Annotated in this window: 18 protein-coding genes and 3 tRNA genes; 18 read left to right on the top strand and 3 right to left on the bottom strand. The window is 35.0% G+C overall.

Going from position 1 to position 19031, the window contains the following annotated elements; genetic code table 11:
- Entirely contained in the window at window positions 1–1908 is a 1908-nt protein-coding gene (locus tag LDM92_RS07400; protein ID WP_223902677.1) for a fructose-specific PTS transporter subunit EIIC, read from the top strand.
- Between the two features lie 690 nt (window positions 1909–2598).
- Complete coding sequence (gene apf, locus LDM92_RS07395) at window positions 2599–3297, top strand: aggregation-promoting factor (RefSeq protein ID WP_223902676.1); 699 nt, start codon at window positions 2599–2601, stop codon at window positions 3295–3297.
- Between the two features lie 85 nt (window positions 3298–3382).
- On the opposite strand, the gene LDM92_RS07390 is transcribed toward apf, so the two are convergent.
- Window positions 3383–4105: a GntR family transcriptional regulator gene (locus LDM92_RS07390; protein ID WP_223902675.1), complete on the bottom strand. Its 723-nt coding sequence runs from the start codon at window positions 4103–4105 to the stop codon at window positions 3383–3385.
- A gap of 181 nt (window positions 4106–4286) precedes the next feature.
- Here LDM92_RS07390 and LDM92_RS07385 point away from each other — a divergent pair, with 181 nt between their 5' ends.
- From LDM92_RS07385 to LDM92_RS07320, 14 genes are all read left to right on the top strand, one after another.
- Window positions 4287–5282: a sugar isomerase gene (locus tag LDM92_RS07385; RefSeq protein WP_223902674.1), complete on the top strand. Its 996-nt coding sequence runs from the start codon at window positions 4287–4289 to the stop codon at window positions 5280–5282.
- 207 nt (window positions 5283–5489) lie between these two features.
- Window positions 5490–5912 (top strand): PTS sugar transporter subunit IIA, encoded by a 423-nt coding sequence (locus LDM92_RS07380; RefSeq protein WP_223902673.1) that lies wholly within the window; start codon window positions 5490–5492, stop codon window positions 5910–5912.
- Window positions 5909–6379: a PTS sugar transporter subunit IIB gene (locus tag LDM92_RS07375; RefSeq protein WP_223902672.1), complete on the top strand. Its 471-nt coding sequence runs from the start codon at window positions 5909–5911 to the stop codon at window positions 6377–6379. Before LDM92_RS07380 ends, LDM92_RS07375 begins: the two co-directional genes overlap by 4 nt.
- A gap of 16 nt (window positions 6380–6395) precedes the next feature.
- Window positions 6396–7190 (top strand): PTS mannose/fructose/sorbose/N-acetylgalactosamine transporter subunit IIC, encoded by a 795-nt coding sequence (locus LDM92_RS07370; protein WP_223902671.1) that lies wholly within the window; start codon window positions 6396–6398, stop codon window positions 7188–7190.
- 11 nt (window positions 7191–7201) lie between these two features.
- Complete coding sequence (locus LDM92_RS07365) at window positions 7202–8038, top strand: PTS system mannose/fructose/sorbose family transporter subunit IID (RefSeq protein WP_223902670.1); 837 nt, start codon at window positions 7202–7204, stop codon at window positions 8036–8038.
- A 43-nt stretch (window positions 8039–8081) separates the two neighbouring features.
- Window positions 8082–9059 (top strand): SIS domain-containing protein, encoded by a 978-nt coding sequence (locus tag LDM92_RS07360; RefSeq protein ID WP_223902669.1) that lies wholly within the window; start codon window positions 8082–8084, stop codon window positions 9057–9059.
- A 239-nt stretch (window positions 9060–9298) separates the two neighbouring features.
- The gene (locus LDM92_RS07355; protein WP_223902668.1) at window positions 9299–10003 is read left to right on the top strand and encodes a GntR family transcriptional regulator; all 705 of its coding nucleotides are present in this window, start codon (window positions 9299–9301) and stop codon (window positions 10001–10003) included.
- A gap of 328 nt (window positions 10004–10331) precedes the next feature.
- Window positions 10332–11390, top strand: coding sequence for an SEC10/PgrA surface exclusion domain-containing protein (locus LDM92_RS07350; RefSeq protein ID WP_223902667.1), 1059 nt, complete (start codon window positions 10332–10334; stop codon window positions 11388–11390).
- Between the two features lie 80 nt (window positions 11391–11470).
- Window positions 11471–11986: a GNAT family N-acetyltransferase gene (locus LDM92_RS07345; RefSeq protein WP_223902666.1), complete on the top strand. Its 516-nt coding sequence runs from the start codon at window positions 11471–11473 to the stop codon at window positions 11984–11986.
- 89 nt (window positions 11987–12075) lie between these two features.
- Window positions 12076–12147, top strand: a tRNA-Gln gene (locus LDM92_RS07340).
- Window positions 12148–12345: 198 nt separating this feature from the next.
- Window positions 12346–13050, top strand: coding sequence for a glycerophosphodiester phosphodiesterase family protein (locus LDM92_RS07335; RefSeq protein WP_223902665.1), 705 nt, complete (start codon window positions 12346–12348; stop codon window positions 13048–13050).
- Window positions 13051–13219: 169 nt separating this feature from the next.
- Window positions 13220–14401 carry an aminotransferase class I/II-fold pyridoxal phosphate-dependent enzyme gene (locus tag LDM92_RS07330; RefSeq protein ID WP_223902664.1) on the top strand — a complete coding sequence of 394 codons (1182 nt, stop codon included), beginning with the start codon at window positions 13220–13222 and terminating at the stop codon, window positions 14399–14401.
- A gap of 63 nt (window positions 14402–14464) precedes the next feature.
- Window positions 14465–14546, top strand: a tRNA-Tyr gene (locus tag LDM92_RS07325).
- 7 nt (window positions 14547–14553) lie between these two features.
- Window positions 14554–14625: transfer RNA gene (locus LDM92_RS07320), tRNA-Gln, on the top strand.
- 37 nt (window positions 14626–14662) lie between these two features.
- Here LDM92_RS07320 and LDM92_RS07315 read toward each other — a convergent pair.
- A complete protein-coding gene (locus LDM92_RS07315; protein ID WP_223902663.1) occupies window positions 14663–16402 on the bottom strand; it encodes a BspA family leucine-rich repeat surface protein in 1740 nt (579 codons plus the stop codon).
- A 470-nt stretch (window positions 16403–16872) separates the two neighbouring features.
- Between LDM92_RS07315 and LDM92_RS07310 the strand changes: the two genes are divergently transcribed.
- On the top strand, window positions 16873–17988 hold the full coding sequence (locus LDM92_RS07310) for a hypothetical protein (RefSeq protein ID WP_223902662.1): 1116 nt from the start codon (window positions 16873–16875) through the stop codon (window positions 17986–17988).
- 81 nt (window positions 17989–18069) lie between these two features.
- Window positions 18070–18768, top strand: a complete 699-nt coding sequence (locus LDM92_RS07305) for a GntR family transcriptional regulator (RefSeq protein WP_223902661.1) — start codon at window positions 18070–18072, stop codon at window positions 18766–18768.
- Between the two features lie 47 nt (window positions 18769–18815).
- On the opposite strand, the gene LDM92_RS07300 is transcribed toward LDM92_RS07305, so the two are convergent.
- Window positions 18816–19031: IS3 family transposase (locus LDM92_RS07300; protein WP_223902660.1), on the bottom strand; the 216-nt coding region annotated here is incomplete at its 5' end.

Genomic DNA, 19031 nt, shown 5'->3' with positions numbered 1-19031 from the left:
GTGGCTAAATATGATTTAGTTGGTGCGACTGGTTGTGCAACTGGTGTTGCTCATACATTTATGGCGCAAGAGGCACTGGAAAAAGCCGCAGAAAAGCTTGGCTATACCATTAAAATTGAAACACACGGTCAAACGGGTATTGAAAATAATTTAACAAGTGCAGAAATTGCAGACGCGCAAGCCGTAATTATTGCTTCTGATATTGATGTTGGCTTGGATCGTTTTGCAGGCAAACGTCTAGTAGTAGTTCCAGTAGCAAGGGGTGTTAAAGAGCCAGATGCTTTAATTAAAAAAGCATTGGCAGCACCAATTTATAAAGAAGGACAGGCAGCTGAGGATTCCACGCATGAAAGTGTAGGAAAGCAAAAGCTAGGCAACAAAATTTATACCTCTTTAATGAATGGCGTCTCTCATATGTTGCCATTTGTCGTTGCAGGCGGTGTGCTAATGGCTATTTCCTTCTTCTGGGGAATTGATTCGGCAAATCCCAAAAGTAGCGAATACAATCAATTTGCTGCGATGCTAAATACAGTCGGCAGTACTACTATGAACCTAATGGCTCCAGTTTTAGGAGCTTATATTGCTGAAGCTTTGGCTCAAAGAACGGGTTTTGTAATCGGCCTTTCTGCCGGTTTTATCACCTTCAACGGTGGTGGCGGTTTTCTAGGAGCCATCGTCGGTGGCTATTTAGCTGCGATCGTTGTTTTAGGCTTGCAGAAGCTGTTTCAACCTCTACCAGATGATAAATTTAGAGGTTTGAAATCAATCTTTCTTTTACCTGTTCTCGGAGTTTTAATTACAGGATCAATTATGTACCTGTTAAATACTCCAATTAAAGCTCTGAACGTTGGTTTAATGTCCTGGCTTAGAGGTTTTGAAAATACTAATCCTGCATTGCTAGGAATTATTGTGGGCATCATGTGTGCAGCAGACTTTGGTGGTCCTATTAATAAGGCTGCCTATGTTACAGGTACGGTATTACTGGCTCAAGGAAACTACTACTTTATGGCAGGAGTTTCTGCTGCTTGTATTGCTCCACCGCTTGCAACAGGCTTTGCCGTCTTAATGAATCGCAGAGCATATTCTAAGAGTGAAAGAGCAGCTGGTTATGTCAACTTTTTACTGGGTTCTACTCATATCACTGAAGGAGCGATTCCATTTGCTGCTAAACATCCCTTATGGAATATCCCGGCTTTTATGATTGGTTCTGCAGTAGCGTCAGTTTTAACTTACATAACCAAGATTAGCGTACCTGCTCCTCACGGTGGCTTTATTGTTTTACCATTAGTTAATAAACCATTCTTATGGGTACTGTGGATTCTGATTGGAGCAGCTATTTCGGGTGCGCTATTGGCTCTAATCGCTGGTAGATTTGCTAAAAAAGATGCTTTAGCAACTGCAGCTGACTCTACAATTGCACCTAGTGTTGACGATACCTCTAACCAACAAGTAGAAAGTTTTGATCCAAGCGATATTCTTGATTTACAAAATATTAAAGTTGATGTTGATGTTGCGAGTCGTGATGAAGCGCTCAAATATTTAGCAGACTTTTCCGTCAAAAACAACTTGGCTAATGACAGTGAAGCTGTTTACAATAGTTACGTTAAGCGTGAAAAAGAAGGCTCTACAGGGATGACAGACGGTTTTGCTATTCCCCATGCTCAGTCAGCAGCAATTGCTAAGTCTTCAATGATCGTTTTAAAACTCAAACAACCGATTGACTGGCAATCATTAGATGGTAAGAAGGTTGATACAGTTATTTCCTTTTTAATACCACAAGTTGATAGTAATGCTCATTTGCAGTACTTATCAAATACTGCCAAACTTTTGACTCACGCGGACTTTATTGCTAAGTTAAAAGCAGCAAATACACCTGCAGAAATCCAAAGTTTGTTTGAAAATAATTAATGGGCTAGTAAATACTAGATTAAATAAAGTAAGTCCCGCAAGTTGTCTAACTTACGGGACTTATTTTGCTGTGTTTTTCAATTTTGAATAATTTTATAATCGATAGGCTTTATATTTATTTAAAAGCAATTGTTGTTCTGAAATGCAAAAAAAGAAAGCACATTAGTGCTTCCTGGATTAAATATTAGTCTTCAACCTTTTTGGCTTCTTTTAATGCCTTCATAATTGAAGGGCTTTTTGAATGGCAATCTTCAAGCATTTGCAAATCTTTTTTGTCTAATGTAACTTCAAACTTACTCATTCTGTAATTTCCTTTCTACTAAATATTAACTTAACTATATCACTTTAGGTAGAAATTATGCAAAGCTGGCCAATGTTTTTCATTTGTGTTGCAAAAATAGCTTTCATTTGGTTAAAGTTGCAATATACAAACGCATGTTCTTGCTAGTGACAATTAACCGTATGACCTTGTTCTAATAGGATTTTGTCAAATTAAATAACAGTTAACGTTGTGTTACAACTGTGACATTTTTACTAAATTAGGTAACTAATTCTTAAAGGTTGAGTGATATTCCTGTTATGGTTCTGCAACTTTAACGTTGTAGTATATATAGCATCAAATTGAATAGTGATTTAGTATGTTCAGTTTGAAAAACATATTATGGATTTTTATTTAAGGAGAGAATTTTTTTGAAGGTAAAATCTATCTTAGTTAAATCAGCAGCAGTAGCAGCATTATCTGCTTCCGGAGTTGCAGTTATGAGCAGCGTTAAAGCAAATGATGTTCAAGCAGCCACAGTAGAAAATGATGCAGCAGTTGTAACTGTTAACTATGTTGATGGCAATTCAATTCGCGTATGGAACAGTTACAAACATCCTGAAGCTACTGGGCAAATTTTACCAAGTAATTCTTCTTGGAAAGTCATTAAAACTGCTTACGACAAAAAGGGTCACAAGTGGTATGACTTAGGCAAGAACCAATGGGTTAAAGCCAAATACGTTAATAAAGGCTATCATCCAGCAAATGAATCCCAAAACACTGTAGCTGCAACTAGCACACAAACAGAAAATAGTTCAGTTTCTAATGCCAATAATAATGTAGAAACTACGCATTCTGCAAACAATACTGCAGCTACAAATATTAATTACACAACTGCTTCATCTGATTCAGAAGCTGGAGCAAAAGCGTGGATTGCCAGTCGTGAATCTGGCGGCTCATACAGTGCACAAAATGGACAATACATTGGTAAATATCAGCTATCTGCTGCATACCTTAATGGAGACTACTCAGCTGCTAACCAAGAACGTGTTGCTAACAACTACGTTACTAATCGTTACGGCTCATGGGCAGCAGCTAAACAATTCTGGCAAGCTAATGGCTGGTACTAATTAGTTAGTCAGTTAAAAACAGAATATTTATAAAGTAAGCAGACACTAGTCGGAAAAACTAGCGCCTGCTTTTTATTTGAAAACGTTAATGATTAACTGCGTATGTAAATTTATCGCTGCGAATTATTTCTTGCGTAATATGTAAAGGAAGATCGTGATCGTCATAAACTAAGTCCTTGATTCGCATTAATGGTGTTTTTTCGTCAACATTAAGCAAAAAAGATTCTTCTCTATTTGCAAACACAATTTTAAAAGTTTTCTTGCCTTTACCAGGATTAATATGAAACTTCTTTTGTAATATTTGATACAAGGGCATATTAAGATCTTCAGCTTTAATAGCATTAAATTTTGGAGCAAGCCATATCCATTCAAGGCAAAATGGGATGTCATTAATATATCTTAAACGCTTAATTTCTATTATTTGCTGCTCATTAGTAGTTTGCAGGAATGAATTTTGTTCATCATTGCCTGCAACGCTTTTGATACTAATTAAACGGTTAGAAATTTTTTTACCAGTTTTGACAACGCTTTCTGTTAAACTCGAAAATTTCTGATTTTGAGTTTGAATTTCATTACTTTTGTCAGAAACAAAAGTTCCTTTACCAGGAAGCTTAATTAAAAAATTTTCTTCGCTTAAGACTTTAAGAGCCTTACGAACAGTGGTACGACTGACACAATATTCTTTTTGCAACTCCATTTCAGAAGGTATCTTTTTACCTATTTGATATTTATTTTCTGTAATTTTGTTTTTTATAATATTTGCCAAGCTAAGATATAGTGGCATATGATTTTCAGACTTTTTCAACATATTTTTTTCTTTCCTGAATAACTATTAACTATATTATAACAAAAGCTGATTAATTAGGCACCAGTATCTTTTTTATAAAAAAGATACCTGTATTTTTAATATACACTTTACTTTATAAATAAAGCGCTTTATAATTTTAAATTGAAGATACATGTATCTATATTTAATACAGGAGAAAAAGATGAAGATACAAGAAGAAGCTAAACAAGTTGTTCAAAAAGCTATTAAAAATATGGAATCTGGTGGAGGTATTAAGCAGGTAATTTGGGTTGGTGCCGGAGGCTCTTTTGGCGGCTTTTACGGTGCAAACTATTTTATGCATCAGGAGTCAAAAACTATATTTTCCAGTATGTATACTAGCGGAGAATTTATTTATGCTCCGCCAAAGAGCATAGACCAAAATACTTTAGTAGTTTTATGTTCTATGAGAGGAACCAGCGAGACGATTGATTCTGCAAAAGTTGCTAAAGAACATAATGCAACCACCATTGCTCTTTATGTTGATGAATCTGAGCTGGTAGACGTTTGTGATTTTAAAATAAAATATGAAAGTTTGGCTCTAGATGAAAGCAGACTTGAACGTGTAAATGGCAGTATTGGAATATGCATAGCGATGAATTTGCTGGAACAAGTTGAAGGCTATGAGAATTTTAAAATAGCCATGAAAACTTTTGATTTGCTTGATCCTATCTATCGCAAAGCCGTTGAATATACTACACCTTTGGCAAAAGAATGGGCTGAGCAAAATAAAGATCAAAAAACCATTTATGTTATTGGTAGCGGTCCAGCATATGGTGCAGCTTATGTTTTCTCGATTTGTAATTTAGAGGAAATGCTGCAATTAAATTCGCCAACTATCCATAGTTATGAATACTTTAATGGTCCATTTGAAGTTACAGATAAGAATAAGTCAATTTTTCAACTTTTGGCTACGGGAAAAACAAGACCAGAAGATGAACGTGCGCTGAAATTTGAACAAAGATTTGCTGGCAAAAAGTTGTATGTACTAGACGGTAAAGAAATTGGGTTAGATGATATCGAGCCCGCAGTATCACCGTATTTTAATCATCCGATTTTTTCATCAATTTTAAATAATGTTTATATGAGAGAACTTTCTTATACTACTCACGAAAGTTATGAAACTCGCAGGTATATGTGGAAAGAAGACTATAAATAAAAAGTTGTTAAAAAGTTAATGCATTTTACTTTTTAATTCTAAGCTAAATAAAAGCGCTTTAAAATTATAAATAAAAAATTAAATTTAATTATTTTTAAAGAAACCCTTTACACGACTTTCTTTATATATTATTATACTAAATATACATGTTAATACATCTTGCTAATGTACTAACAATGATTGATTTTGGATTAGGGGTGAAGTTTAGTGAAAATAATTTTAGTTAGCCATGGCAAGCTCGCTGAAGGAATGAAAGATACAGTTGAGATGATCACTGGTAAACAGAAAAATCTCGAGGCATATGAAGCATATAAAAATGGTACGAGTGATGACAGTTTTATCGGTGAAATCAGGAATTCTATAGATAACGCTAGTGATGAAAATACTGTAATTATTACTGACGTTTTAGGGGGTTCAGTTAATAATGAAATGACCCAGCTATTAAAGGATCACCAAAAGTTAACCGTACTGACAGGTATGAATTTGCCTTTGGTTATAACTTTGGTTACTACTGCGAATTCAGGCCTAACCCAAGAAGATATAGAGGAAGCTATTAACCAAGGACAGAAGGGAGTTTTGTCGATAAATAAGTTGATGACTGAAGATGACGATGAAGGAGATTTATTATGATAAAAGTAATTAGGGTTGATCACCGATTATTGCACGGACAGGTCATTTTTTCATGGACTAAATTTGCAAATATCGAAAGAGTAATTGTGATTGATACAGCTACAGCAAATGATGATTTTAAGAAAATGTCATTGAAACTGGCTAAACCGGAAGATGTGAGACTAAACGTTTTCAGTGTAGATAAAGCAATTAGTAAAATCGATCAAATTAAGGCTCTAAAAGACAACATTATGTTGCTTTTTGAAAATGTAACTGAACTAAGCAAGTTTATTGATGCATATGGTCCAGTAGAAGAGATTAACTATGGCCTAGTTCCTTCTAAGCCTGATGCTAAACGTTTTAGTAATGCTATATATTTAACTCCCGACGAAGTTAAACTTACTAAGAAAATGTGCGATCAGGGAATTAAGATCTCAATGCAACAAGTTCCTTCAGCTAATAAGGAGTTTCTAAATAATATGATTTAGAAAAAGGGGGTAAAAAATGTTTTGGAAAGCTTTTGTTGTCGGCTTGGTTGGTGTTTTCGCCATGTTCGACTCAAGACTGCTGGGTCGTGAAAACTTCGAGCAGCCGTTAATCGTAAGCACACTCGTTGGCTTGGTTTTAGGAGATGTTTCGAAAGGATTATTAGTTGGTGCTACGCTTGAATTAGTTTCGATGGGAATAGTTCAAGTAGGAGCCGCCGTTCCACCAGATATGGTCTTAGGCTCAGTTGTAGCTTCAGCTTTTGCTATTTTGTCACATACTAGTGCACAAGCAGCGCTAACAGTAGCTTTGCCAGTAGCAGTGCTAGGTCAGCTAGTAGCTATAGTAATTAGAATGTTGTTTTCATCCTTTAACCAATTGGTTGAGAATGCAATAGATGCAGGCAAATTTAGAAAAGCAAGAAGTTACCACATAGTTTATGGACCAATTATTTATGGTTTGTTATATTTTGTTCCAGTTTTTCTTGCAATCTTTTTAGGAACAAATGTTGTAACCAGTTTCGTCAAAATGATTCCGGATTGGTTAACAAACGGTTTAACTTTAGCAAGTAAGATTTTACCAGCTTACGGATTTGCTCTTCTGATGTCAACTATGATTGATAAGAAAAATGCAGTTTACTTATTCTTAGGTTTCTTTATTGCAGCTTATGGCAAGATGACTGTTATCAGCGTAGCTATCTTTGCAGTTATTTTCGCTATTATACTCAACAAGTTTATGTCTAATAATGAAAACAATAATGCTGCTCCTAAGACCAGTAGTAGTGATGATTTAGATGATTTGGAAGAATTATAGGAGGATGAATTATGACTGAACAAAAAAATACAGATAAACGGTTACGTCATAAGTTTTGGCAATTCTTCTGGAGATCATGGGCTATTCAGACATCATGGAATTATGAAAGCCAAATGAATATGGGTTTCATGTATGGTATGGCACCAACGATAGATGAGATTTATGGTGAGAAACCGGATACGCCTGAAAAGCTTCAAAAGAAGAAAGAAGCATATCATCGTCATATGGCATTCTTTAACTGTACACCGCAATTGACTTCTTTTGTTTTAGGGCTATCTTCGGCAATGGAAGAGGAATATGCAGCCAATCCAGACACATTCGATCCCGATTCGATTAATGGGGTTAAAACCTCATTAATGGGGCCTTTATCAGGTATTGGTGATTCCTTCTTCCAGGGAACAGTTAAAATTATTGCCTTTGGTCTGGGAATCAACATGGCTCAACAAGGAAACATATTTGGACCGATTTTGGCAATGATTATTTCTATCATCCCTTCAGTTATTGTTACTTATTGGGGCGGCAAATGGGGTTATCTCCAAGGTAAAAAGAATATCCAGCGTCTCATTAGTAATGGTACTATTAACAGAATCATGTCTTTGATGAATGTAATAGGGCTAATGGTCATTGGCGCAATGGTGGCAACTATGATCGGGATAACAACTCCGATAAAATTTGGTAAAACTTTTGTTTTACAAAAAACTTTAGATTCGATTTTTCCACAGATGTTGTCACTAGCCTTCACGTTGGGTATGTTTTACCTAATCAAAAAGAAGGTCAATACTGCTTGGATTATGGTTATCTGTATTTTCGGTGGTATCCTGCTCAGCGTATTAGGTATTTTTAATTAGTTTTAAGTTATTTTTATAGTAGAACTAGGAGATTATATATATTATGGATTTTGAAAAAGTTAAGTCTATTGTAAGTGATATTAAGGAAAAGCAGCCTGATATTGATCGTGTAATGTTTGTAGGTTGTGGTGCTTCAATGGCCGACTTGTATCCGGGTTATTACTTTGTTTCGCATGAAAGTACTAAACTGCTTTCCTCAATTCATACTGCAAATGAATTTAACTATGATACTCCAAAAGGAGTGGGAGAACACACTATTGTAATAACAGCTTCTCTTGGAGGTACAACCCCAGAATCAGTGGCTGCAACTAAAAAGGCTAGAGAATTAGGGACTCACCTGATTACTTTATCAATGGCAGATGATTCACCTATTATTAAAGAAACAGAATATAAAGTTGTTCATGGTTTCCACGAAAATTATGCTGCTAAAACAGAAAAAATGTCATATTGCTTGGCCTTTGCTATTGAAATTGTTAAGCAGTTTGAAGGTTATCAGTTTTATGATGAGGCTCTCGCAGCATTTAATGGCATGCCTGATTTGATTGAAAATGCAGTAAAATCTGTTGGCCCTTCAGCAAAGGAATTTGGTGAAAAATACAAGGACGAAAAGAAAATTTTTGTTCTCAGCAGTGGTGCATCACTTGGTGTTGCTTATTCAACCGCATCATTCTTGTTTATGGAAATGCAGTGGATTGCTGCTCCAACAGTTCATTCAGGAGAATATTTCCATGGTCCATTTGAACTTACCGAAAAGGATGCTCCATACTTATTGTTCATGAATGACGGCAGTACACGTCATCTTGATGCTCGTGCTTTAACATTCTTACAAAGATTTGACGCGCAAGTAACAAATATTGACGCTAAGGATTATGGTCTTAATGAAGTTGCCAGTGAAAATGTGATTGATTACTTCAACCCGATGATTCATACAGGTGTGATGCGTGTTTATGCCGAAGAATTAGCTAAGGCGAGAAAGCATCCGTTAACCAAGCGTCGTTATATGTGGAAACTCACTTATTAATATAATATAGTAAAAAGTATTTTTAGAGGGATTCTATGAAAATAGAATCCCTTTATGTTAATTTCCAGTTTTTATAGTGGTCTTCTCTTTTGGAATACTTATTGTTTTGGAATACTTTAATCTAATTTTGTTTTATACTATTCTTTGTGAATATAGATCAAAATTAGCTCAAGTACATAATCATTTACTAGACAATAGATGATACATGGGTAAAAGTAATATTAGGGAAGTGATGATATTTGGTAGCAACAGGTTCTTTGTATTCTCAGGTAATGGAAAAAATCAGGCAAAAAATTATTACAGGAGAATATCCAATAGATAGTAAATTGCCAAACGAATTTGAATTAAGTAAACAGTTCAACGTAAGTCGTGTAACTTTAAGGAAAGCTATTGCTGGATTAGCTGAAGATGGCTTGATTGAGAAGATTCATGGTGTGGGGACATTTGTTCGTAAACCGCATAAAGTGAAAAGAATAGTCAGTTCTCCTTCAGCTGAAAGCTTTTCACAAACAGCTGCTAACGAGGGCTTTAAAGCTAGCGCACAAGTAATTAAGGTAAAAAAAGTTGAAACTCCAGACAAGTTAAAATCAATATTAAAAACAAAGACAGCTCTTTATATTGAACGGGTTCATTTAGTTGATGACGAACCTGTAATGCTAGAATGCAACTACTTTCCTCTGCCTCGGTTTACTGGACTGGAAAAATTTGACTTAAGCAAATCTTTATATCGGGTTTTACACGGCCAATATCATATAAAAGAACTAAAGTCGCGGGACATGGTTATAAGTATTGCCTTAGCGAGTCTTAGTGAAGCCAGAGTTTTGCAGAAATCTGTTGGCTTTCCTTTGTTATTATTACAAGTAAGCGTTGAAGATGAAAATAAGAATATTGTACATACAGGAAAACAGTACATTATTTCTGAGAGATATGAATTTCACGTATAAAAATAAAAGCGCTCACTTTGTAAACCCGGTAACAACAATATTAATCAAAAAATTTCAGAAAAAGCTTTAATTTGGAGCAATTTTTTTCAAAGGCTTGTGTTTGTCAATATTGCCATTAAGGTTGGTAGCAGTAAAAATGCTTAATCTTTACATACAATCATGACTGGCATTCGGTCCTATTCATCACTTGTATTATTTAAAATAAGGTAAAAATATTACAAAATGTTTCTTAATTGAAAAAATAATTTAATTGGCAATCTCTCATAATAAGTTTAGAATTAAATTTGTACCACAAAGAGCCAATTTAGAATAACTCTCGAGGAAGAATATGAAGAAAAGCAAATTTGCTATTGCCGTAGTTAATATTATTTTTTTAATCACTATTCCAGGAATAACTATAGGCGAAGCTGAACAAGTAACGGCAGCCACTATCAAGGGCTATGTTAAAGTAAAAAAGAAGAAAAAAGTTCGCTTGTATAAAATTTCCGGAAAACATTCTAATTTTTATGCAGAATCTAAATACAAGTACCCCTATAGTGCCAAGAAAAAAATTGGTAAGAAAAAAAGAACGGCCTATAAAATTGGTAACAATTCGCATTGGATTTTAGCTAAAGATGTTAAAGTAGTTAAAAAGAGCACCAAAAGAGTATATACCCAGGCAAGAATGAAATTGCCCAAAGGTTACACTAAAACTGAGTTGCTACTCGCTTATCAGGGTAAACCCAGCAAGAATTTTATTAATGCTTCAATGCAAGGGATGAAAACTAATGATTTTAGTCGTCTCAAAGTATCTGAAAGTAAAGCTGATGATGCAACTCAGGTTGACCTAAATCAGCTTACACCTAAGCAAATTGGAGATTTAACTGCTTTTTCTCTTCGCCTTATTAATGAAGCAAGGAATGATTTGAATTTATCTCCCTGGGTTGAAAGCAATGGAACTGGTAAATTAGCAGCTGATATTGCTTTGGAATATAGCAAAAATAATAAAACAATTAAAGACAGTCACTATGTTCCTGGAATTGTTCGTGCTTGTCATGCTAATGGACTTAACCTTGACGATAATTTTGTTGAAGACATGGCCGGTTTTTATAATATTAGTCCTACAATGACCATGACTGAATTAAAGAAAAGTGTTTATTTTGGCTTGAAACAAATGATTTTTGGCTATGTTGGCAGCGGTGAAGAGGAGAGATCTGACCGCAGCTATTATCAAGAATGGGAACATGCTGGGGACTTGTTTAACATCCAAGGTACGCTTCATGATGGTGATTATAATTATTATGGATTTAGTATTTCGCATAATGATAATATTTGTTCTATGCATTTTATTAGCGTTCCTACATATGTAGTTAAAAGTAAAAAGTATAATAGCGGTTTTCAGCCATAAAAAGCAGCCTATTTGAAAGGCTGCTTTTTATTGTATAATTAACTTTAAAATAAAATATTGAAAGTAATGAGGAAAACAAAATGTTGATTTATATTCGCTTGGCAGAAAAACAAGATTTAGACCAAATTATGGAAATTATTGCTGAAGCAAAAAAATTGCTGAAAGAAGACGGCAATCCTCAGTGGCAAAATGGCTCTCCTAACCGTAAAATGCTTGCAGAAGACATTGCTTTAAAGCGCACATATTGCCTTGTAGCTAATAAAGAAATTGCCGGTGTTGCTGTTTTACTAACTACACCTGATCCTAATTATACTGAAATAGATGGTGCTTGGAAAAATAATGACGAACAATATGCCACTATTCACAGAATTGCAATTAGCACAAAATTTCGCGGTCAGCACCTCAGTCAGTTTATGATGTCAAACTTGATATCGAGAGGATTGATGCTTGGCATTCATAATTTCCGCATTGATACACATGAGGTCAATAAGCGCATGCAGAGTCTGATTAAAAGTTTAGGGTTTGAATACCGGGGAATTGTTCAAGTTAATCAAACTAAAAATGGTACTAGAAACGCATATGAACTAAATTTATAGTAAGAAAAAAGCTGTTTTCTCTTGACTTGCAAAGCACAATTTCCTATACTATTAAATGTTGAGCATACAAGTAAAAGCTCAGATGGTATTGGGTTATAGCCAAGCGGTAAGGCACTAGTTTTTGGTACTAGTATGCGCTGGTTCGAATCCAGCTAACCCAATTGTTCTTACGAACACCCAACCCGAAAGATGATAGTTCTGAAATAAGAACTATCTCTTTTTTTTGTTTAGAAAATGCACAAAAAATTTTTTTATTTTTTAGCTTTTACTATTTAAAATTTAGGGAAAAGGGTTTATGATATCCTTTAAGTTTGGTTTGTAGTGTTTTCTTTTTAACGAGGTTTAACCAACACAAAAATATGAATAATGGCAAAAATAAGACAGTAGTATTTGGTCATAGAGGATATCCCGTAAAGTTTGCAGAAAACTCAATGGAGGGCTTCCGCAATGCTGTTCAAAATGGAGCAGAGGGAATTGAATTTGACGTTCACTTGACTAAAGACGGCATACCGGTAGTAATGCATGATGAAAAAGTTGACCGGACAACGGATGGCTCTGGGTATATTAAGGATTTTACGCTTAAAAAATTGAGGAGATTGCACTTGTCAAATGGTGAGCCGGTTCCAACTCTGCAAGAATTATTTGAACTACTTGAAAATAAAAATATTCAAATAAATTTGGAACTTAAAACTGGAGTGATTCATTACCGTGGTATTGAAAAAACTGTGTTAAGCCTGGCTCAGCTTTATCATTTCGTTTATCCCATTATCTACTCATCTTTTGATTATGTTACTTTAAAGAACTGCCAGGAAATTGATCCGAACCAGATTTATTGTTACCTGACTGATGAAGAAGTAGTTAATTCAGCTAAATTGGTTAAAGATAACCACTTTGCTGGCATTCATCCAGGCAAGCTTTTACCAGGAGAGCAATCAGTTACTGAACGAATTTGGACTGTTGATGACCCGCAAATTGCTAAACAATATTTTCAAAAACATGTTGCAGGAATTTTTACTAATAACTACCCTATGATGATTAAATTACGTGATCAAATTCAGGGATAAGCTAACCTATACGGAGTATTAAAATAGTTAATTTTAAAACACCTTTAACTTATACAGTTTAAAGGTGTTTTTATATGTAAAATTAGTTAATAATTAGAAAAATATTGTAGAAAAATAATTTTATTAAAGGTATAATCTATATAATTGAAAAGAAAGTTTGGTGAAAAATATGGTAGATTTAATTAAATACGTACGAAAAGGTTTAGCTGATGCTCCCTCTAATCCGATTTTGAAATTCTCAGATTATGCCGGCAAGATTCCGAATGTTGTAAAATTCACTCTTGGTGAGCCTGATTTCAACACTCCTGATCATATCAAAGAGGCAGCCAAAAGAGGAGTTGATGAAAATCACTCCCACTATGCTCCTTCAAATGGGACTATTGGCTTACGCAAGGCAGCCAGCCAGTTTTTGAGTAAAAAATATGGGCAAAACTATGATCCAGAAACTGAGGTTTTGGTTACCAATGGCGTAACTGAATCAATTTTTGATTCTGTGTTGGCTACTTTGAATCCTGGCGATATTATGGTTGTGCCAACTCCATTGTTTCCACTTTATATGACTGACGAGGGCGTCATTAATGAAGGCGTTGAAATTGTTAAGGTAAATACAGTAGACGACGGCTTTAAGCTGACACCAGAAAAATTGCAAAAGGTAATTGACAAGTATGGGGACCGGGTACGGATGTTGGTTATGAATTATCCTACCAATCCAACTGGGGTAATGTATAGTCAAGATGAATTGGATGCTTTGGCGGATGTTATCCGTGATAAGCCAATTTTTGCACTATGTGATGAAATTTACAGTGAGTTGAACTATGATCAACCACACGCGTCAATGGAGAAATCATTGCATGACCAAGTTATTTTAATGAACGGCGTTTCCAAGTCATGGGCCATGACCGGTTACCGAATTGGTATTGTTTGTGCGCCAGAAAATATTTTGCAGCAAATTGCAAAAGTTCACCAAGCAATAGTTACTACTGAGCCAACACCTATGCAAGATGCAGCCGAAGAAGCCTTTAAAAACGGTATGGATGATGCGCTACCAATGAAAAAAGAATTTCAAAAGAGACGCGACGCTTTGTATTCCGGCCTCACAAAAATAGGTTTTGAGTGTGCTAAACCCCAAGGTGCATTCTACATTTTTGCTAAAATACCTGATGGCTTTGAACAAGATGATAATAAATTTATTTATGAGTTGGTTGACAAGGCGCGAGTTGCTGTTACAGCAGGTTCTAGTTTTAGTGAAGGCGGGGAAGGTTATATCAGATTTTCTTACGCTGTTTCAATGGATCAAATTGAAGAGGGGTTAAAGCGCCTAGAAAAATTCGTTAAAGAGAATAAGAAGTAATTTTTAAGCAAATTTTGCTTGCAATCACGTACGTTTTTCGGTATTATAATTAACGTGCGTGACGGAGGAGTAGCGAAGTGGCTAAACGCGGCGGTCTGTAAAACCGCTCTCTCTGAGTTCGGCGGTTCGAATCCACCCTCCTCCATTATCACTGGGTTATAGCCAAGCGGTAAGGCACTAGTTTTTGGTACTAGTATGCGCTGGTTCGAATCCAGCTAACCCAATAAAAAAGACGACTCGTTAGAGTCGTTTTTTGTTACTTTAGGCTATGTTATTAACTTTAATATACTGATTCTTATCAATTACATAGTAAAGCTTCTTTTTAATTTTGATTGGATTGCCATAAACCCGAACCGCTTTGCCTTTCTTTACCAGCAATTTGCGGACTCTCTTACCTTTTTTGTTATAAACGTATGAATTACGTACAATTTTTTTCTTGTTACCTTCAATGTCAGTAGCATTAGCAAAAATATTTTGACCGAGTTTATAAAATTTTTGATTATTAATTGTCTCTACACCATAAGTTTCAATAGTCAAACCTGGCTCAAGTGTAAAACCTTTAATGGGACTACCATTTTGATCATAAACTTGGATTAAACATAGAACTTTACGAGCTAATTTAACAGTATCACTATCTTCTGCTTGGTCCTTTATTGTCTTAAATTGAGTAACTGATTCTTTTCCTGGATCTTGAATCTTTGAACTTTCAGTTGGAACTGAACTTATGAAGCCAATTGTTTTATTATCATAATTGGAATTATTAATTTTGTTTGCCGGGATATGTATGTTATTAACAGAACTATCTAAGTCAATTAAACCAACAGGCCAGGTAATTGGCTGGCTGACATATGTTTCTGCCGGGCAATCTTTGTCTTCTTTGTCATATAAATTAGTTAAATCTGCGACAGAAAGAGTTTTTCCGGCAGGTTTTGTTGCACTGGCACTACCTATTGCAATAGCTTGAGGCATTTTTAAATTGGCAAATGCTGCTGGTTTTAAACGATGTTTACCTAAACTAAGTACGAAACCGTCAGAATTATTTCCTAAACCATCAAGCATGTTAGTCATTTCAAAAATGTTTCCTGTATCCCAGTGGCTTAAGTTTAATTGTTTCAAGTTGGGGTCTCTAAACATATAACTCATGTTAGTAACGTTGTATGTTTGCCAGCTGACAATATCTGGCAATTCCGTAGTCGCGATGCCATTGAACATATAACTCATGTTCTTAACGTTACCGGTTTTCCAATTGGCTAAATTTAAAGTGGTTAAAGCTGCGTCACCTTCAAACATGTGACTAAAATCAAAAACACTATCTGTTCTGAAATTATTTAAATTGATTTTGGCCAATTTAGTGTCGTTTTTAAACATACTATTCATGTCTCTATTTGAAATAGTGTCCCAAGAAGTCAAGTCAAGTTCTTTTAAGCTACTGTCGTTTTCAAACAAGCTACTTAAATCACTGGCTTCACTAGCATCGACATTATTGAGATCAATAAAACCAACTAAATTTGGTAAGTTAGCGAATTTACTACTTGAATTACGTCCTAGTCGAACTTTCAGCTTACCGCCGTAATCAGCAGTTCCGATCTGGAAAGCAATATACTGAATCTCATTTGGACTGATACCTTTACTTTGATTATTTTGTTGGTTTCTTACCAACTGATTGATTGGTGTAGAAGATAGAGCTCCTCCTGTAATTGTGAGAATTTTTGTCTCTTCATCAAAAGACCACTCACATTCATTATCCGTGCCATGAATAGTATTACTATTTTGTGAATTTAAGTTATTGTTATTTTTTAAGACAGAACCTTTTGTAGTAGCGGAATTTTTTGTTAAAGTAGACACTGAATCAGCTTGGGCATCAATAGACTTATTGCAGGTTATTAATGCAGCTGCTATTAATGTCACTACAAATAGACTATAAGAAAAGAATCTAGTACTGTTATTTTTAAAATTAAAACAGTCGTTATTTTTTAGTTTTCTAACATTATTATCTAGCATAATAAAAACCCCTTACGTAATTTTTATATTTTCATTTAGCTTAGGGTTATACAGCATTTGTTTTTTGCGGTCAAATTTTTTAGCTGGCAAATATTTACTCTCTGTTATTTAAAATTGGTGAAAAGTTTACTACGATGTGCGACAAATTAATAATTACTAATTTAGAAAAATATAAAAAGCGTTATTTATAAAAACGTATATATTTTGTATAAAAAAATATTAATAAATAAATTTAACAAACATAAAAATGTGTGTGAATATAATTAAGATATAAACATTGAAAATTTTTAGCTGAATTAGTTTGTGATTGTTTACTTTTTTATAATAATTGTTATTTAAAATATACTTTCGTATTTTTATAATTTGTTATAAATTTTCTGAATGAATTAAATTCAGTTGCTAAAATCTGCCTATTTTTGATTTATTAATAGTACAATAGAGAAGCTAACTTTGATTAAGAAGGGAAATATATGTCAAGACTTGTGCGAGTTGGTGCCGGAGGTAAAGAAATTAGCTGGCATAATGCCTTAAAAGATTTACGTGCAGATGATGTTCTGCTTCTGGAGCCAGGATTTTATGAATTACCTGCGGGAATTTTTTTATCTGATATTACTATTAAAGGAACTGGCAATCTTCCAGAAGATACAACAATACTGGGTTACGTGAATGTAGATGCTGGCAGTCAATTTGTTAATTTAGAAAATTTGTGTGTTAATACTGTAAAAGATGCCAACAGCTTATTTGTACCTGCTGAAGCCAATACTTTTTTGTCATTACGCAATTGTATTATCAAGGGCTTCGGTGGTGATACTGCTACTATAGCTGCCAATGGTAAGGTGACACTAGAGCTGTTTTCGACAGTAATTCTAAATGGTTCAGTTTCTTTATTTGCTGATTCCAATTTTCGCTTGGAAATGAATGATTCGACCATCAAGAATGTTGTTCAAGATATTGGAGCCTTGGCACTGGAAGGACACGGCACTGCTATTATCAATAATTCTCGCATTCATGGCAGTATCGATACCTTTAAAAAAGCAAATGTTGAATTAGATATAAATAACACTATTGTTTCCTCACTTCTTATTCAGGGGCAGGTCTGGCTAAATATGCTTAACAGCAAGCTCCTATCACAGGAAGATACTGGGATGTTTATAACCGATGAGACCTGGATTAATATTATCGGCAGTGAGTTTGAGGGTGGCTTTTACTGCGAGAAAAATCCGCACATAATTATTCAAAACAGCAGAATAAACCGCTTGATAGCCACTGGTGAAGCGCAGATCACACTTAACAATTCTATTATTGTTAATCATGCTGATTTTCAGAATAAAGTTGAATCTAATTCCAGGCGGGTAACTTTCAATGGTGGTAATGAGTATGAATATTTTTTAGCTCTAAGTGATCAGGCACAGTTTGAAGGACATGATCTTATCTTTAATTCTAATGGTGCAAATCTGGCCGTAGAAAATCAGGCACACTTGCATGCCAGCGTGATTGCCACAAGTGATGATTCAATAACAGTAGAATGTGGCCAAAACGCTGAATTTCGTTTATGGGGTATGAAGTGGACCACTAAAAAGAATTAGGTTGCTAATTTATAATTTGTAACGTATCATACAGAGTAGACCAATTTGAATTATAATAAGATGTGTAATGGGGGTGCATTCATGGAAGAACCAATGTACATCAAAATTCACAATCAAATTAAACGTGAAATAGAAAAGCATAATTACAAAGTTGGCAGTAAAATTCCAGCCGAAAGGCAGCTAGCCCAAAAATTTGGTGTTTCTCGGATGACGCTGCGACAAGCAATTAAAACTTTGGAAGATGAAGGCATTTTAGAACAGCGTGTTGGTAGCGGAACATATGTAGCTAACCAAAAAGTGCAGGAAAAAATGTCGGGAATTATGTCTTTTACCGATATTACACATGCTAATGGCCAAACGCCTTCAAGTAAATTGATTTCTTATCGTTTTGGTAAGCCTTCTTTGTCGGAGATGGAGCGGCTGAATTTAGATGATACGCAGGAAGTTTTGCGTATGGAGCGTATACGTTATGCAGATGACGTTCCGATTTGCTATGAAGTCGTATCTATTCCGCATAGCGTGATTTTAAATATGTCCAAAGCCGATATTTCTTCGCATTTATATCAAACTTTAGAAAAAAATGGTTATAAAATAGGACGGGTAACTGAATATATTTCTGCAGCGGTGGCAAACGAAAATGCGGCAAGATTGCTCGACGCCAAGAAAGGTGAAGCATTAATTACTCGCCTGCAAGTAACTGAACTCTCAAATGGTATACCATTTGAGTATACTAGAGCCAGTTATGTTGCGGACCGTTTTGAATTTACTTTTGCAAAATAAAAACTCTGAATTAACTTGAAGCTAACCCCTAAAACTGGACGTTAGTTTTATATCGTTTTACTTAAGGCTTGATTCCGATATTGAATCGGAGTTAAGCCTTTTAGTTTGTGCCGAATCCTATCTTCATTGTAATAACTTATCCATTCTTTCATCGCCTTAACCAATTGTTTCTTAGTATCAAAGTGGTGTGTAAAATAATTCATTTCAACTTTCATAATGTGAAAGAAACTTTCCATAGCTGCATTATCATGACATGTAGCTCT

Source organism: Lactobacillus laiwuensis, from assembly GCF_019972835.1.
Classification (GTDB): Bacteria; Bacillota; Bacilli; order Lactobacillales; family Lactobacillaceae; genus Lactobacillus; species Lactobacillus laiwuensis.
The sequence above is the reverse complement of the archived record's forward strand: the minus strand, read 5'-3'. Positions and strand labels throughout refer to the sequence as shown.

Coding starts and splice junctions, on each gene's coding strand:
- LDM92_RS07390 (WP_223902675.1), bottom strand. CDS start 4,105: ATGTTGAAAAAGTCTGAAAATCATATGCCACTATATCTTAGCTTGGCA.
- LDM92_RS07385 (WP_223902674.1), top strand. CDS start 4,287: ATGAAGATACAAGAAGAAGCTAAACAAGTTGTTCAAAAAGCTATTAAA.
- LDM92_RS07375 (WP_223902672.1), top strand. CDS start 5,909: ATGATAAAAGTAATTAGGGTTGATCACCGATTATTGCACGGACAGGTC.
- LDM92_RS07370 (WP_223902671.1), top strand. CDS start 6,396: ATGTTTTGGAAAGCTTTTGTTGTCGGCTTGGTTGGTGTTTTCGCCATG.
- LDM92_RS07365 (WP_223902670.1), top strand. CDS start 7,202: ATGACTGAACAAAAAAATACAGATAAACGGTTACGTCATAAGTTTTGG.
- LDM92_RS07360 (WP_223902669.1), top strand. CDS start 8,082: ATGGATTTTGAAAAAGTTAAGTCTATTGTAAGTGATATTAAGGAAAAG.
- LDM92_RS07350 (WP_223902667.1), top strand. CDS start 10,332: ATGAAGAAAAGCAAATTTGCTATTGCCGTAGTTAATATTATTTTTTTA.
- LDM92_RS07345 (WP_223902666.1), top strand. CDS start 11,471: ATGTTGATTTATATTCGCTTGGCAGAAAAACAAGATTTAGACCAAATT.
- LDM92_RS07335 (WP_223902665.1), top strand. CDS start 12,346: ATGAATAATGGCAAAAATAAGACAGTAGTATTTGGTCATAGAGGATAT.
- LDM92_RS07330 (WP_223902664.1), top strand. CDS start 13,220: ATGGTAGATTTAATTAAATACGTACGAAAAGGTTTAGCTGATGCTCCC.
- LDM92_RS07315 (WP_223902663.1), bottom strand. CDS start 16,402: ATGCTAGATAATAATGTTAGAAAACTAAAAAATAACGACTGTTTTAAT.
- LDM92_RS07310 (WP_223902662.1), top strand. CDS start 16,873: ATGTCAAGACTTGTGCGAGTTGGTGCCGGAGGTAAAGAAATTAGCTGG.
- LDM92_RS07305 (WP_223902661.1), top strand. CDS start 18,070: ATGGAAGAACCAATGTACATCAAAATTCACAATCAAATTAAACGTGAA.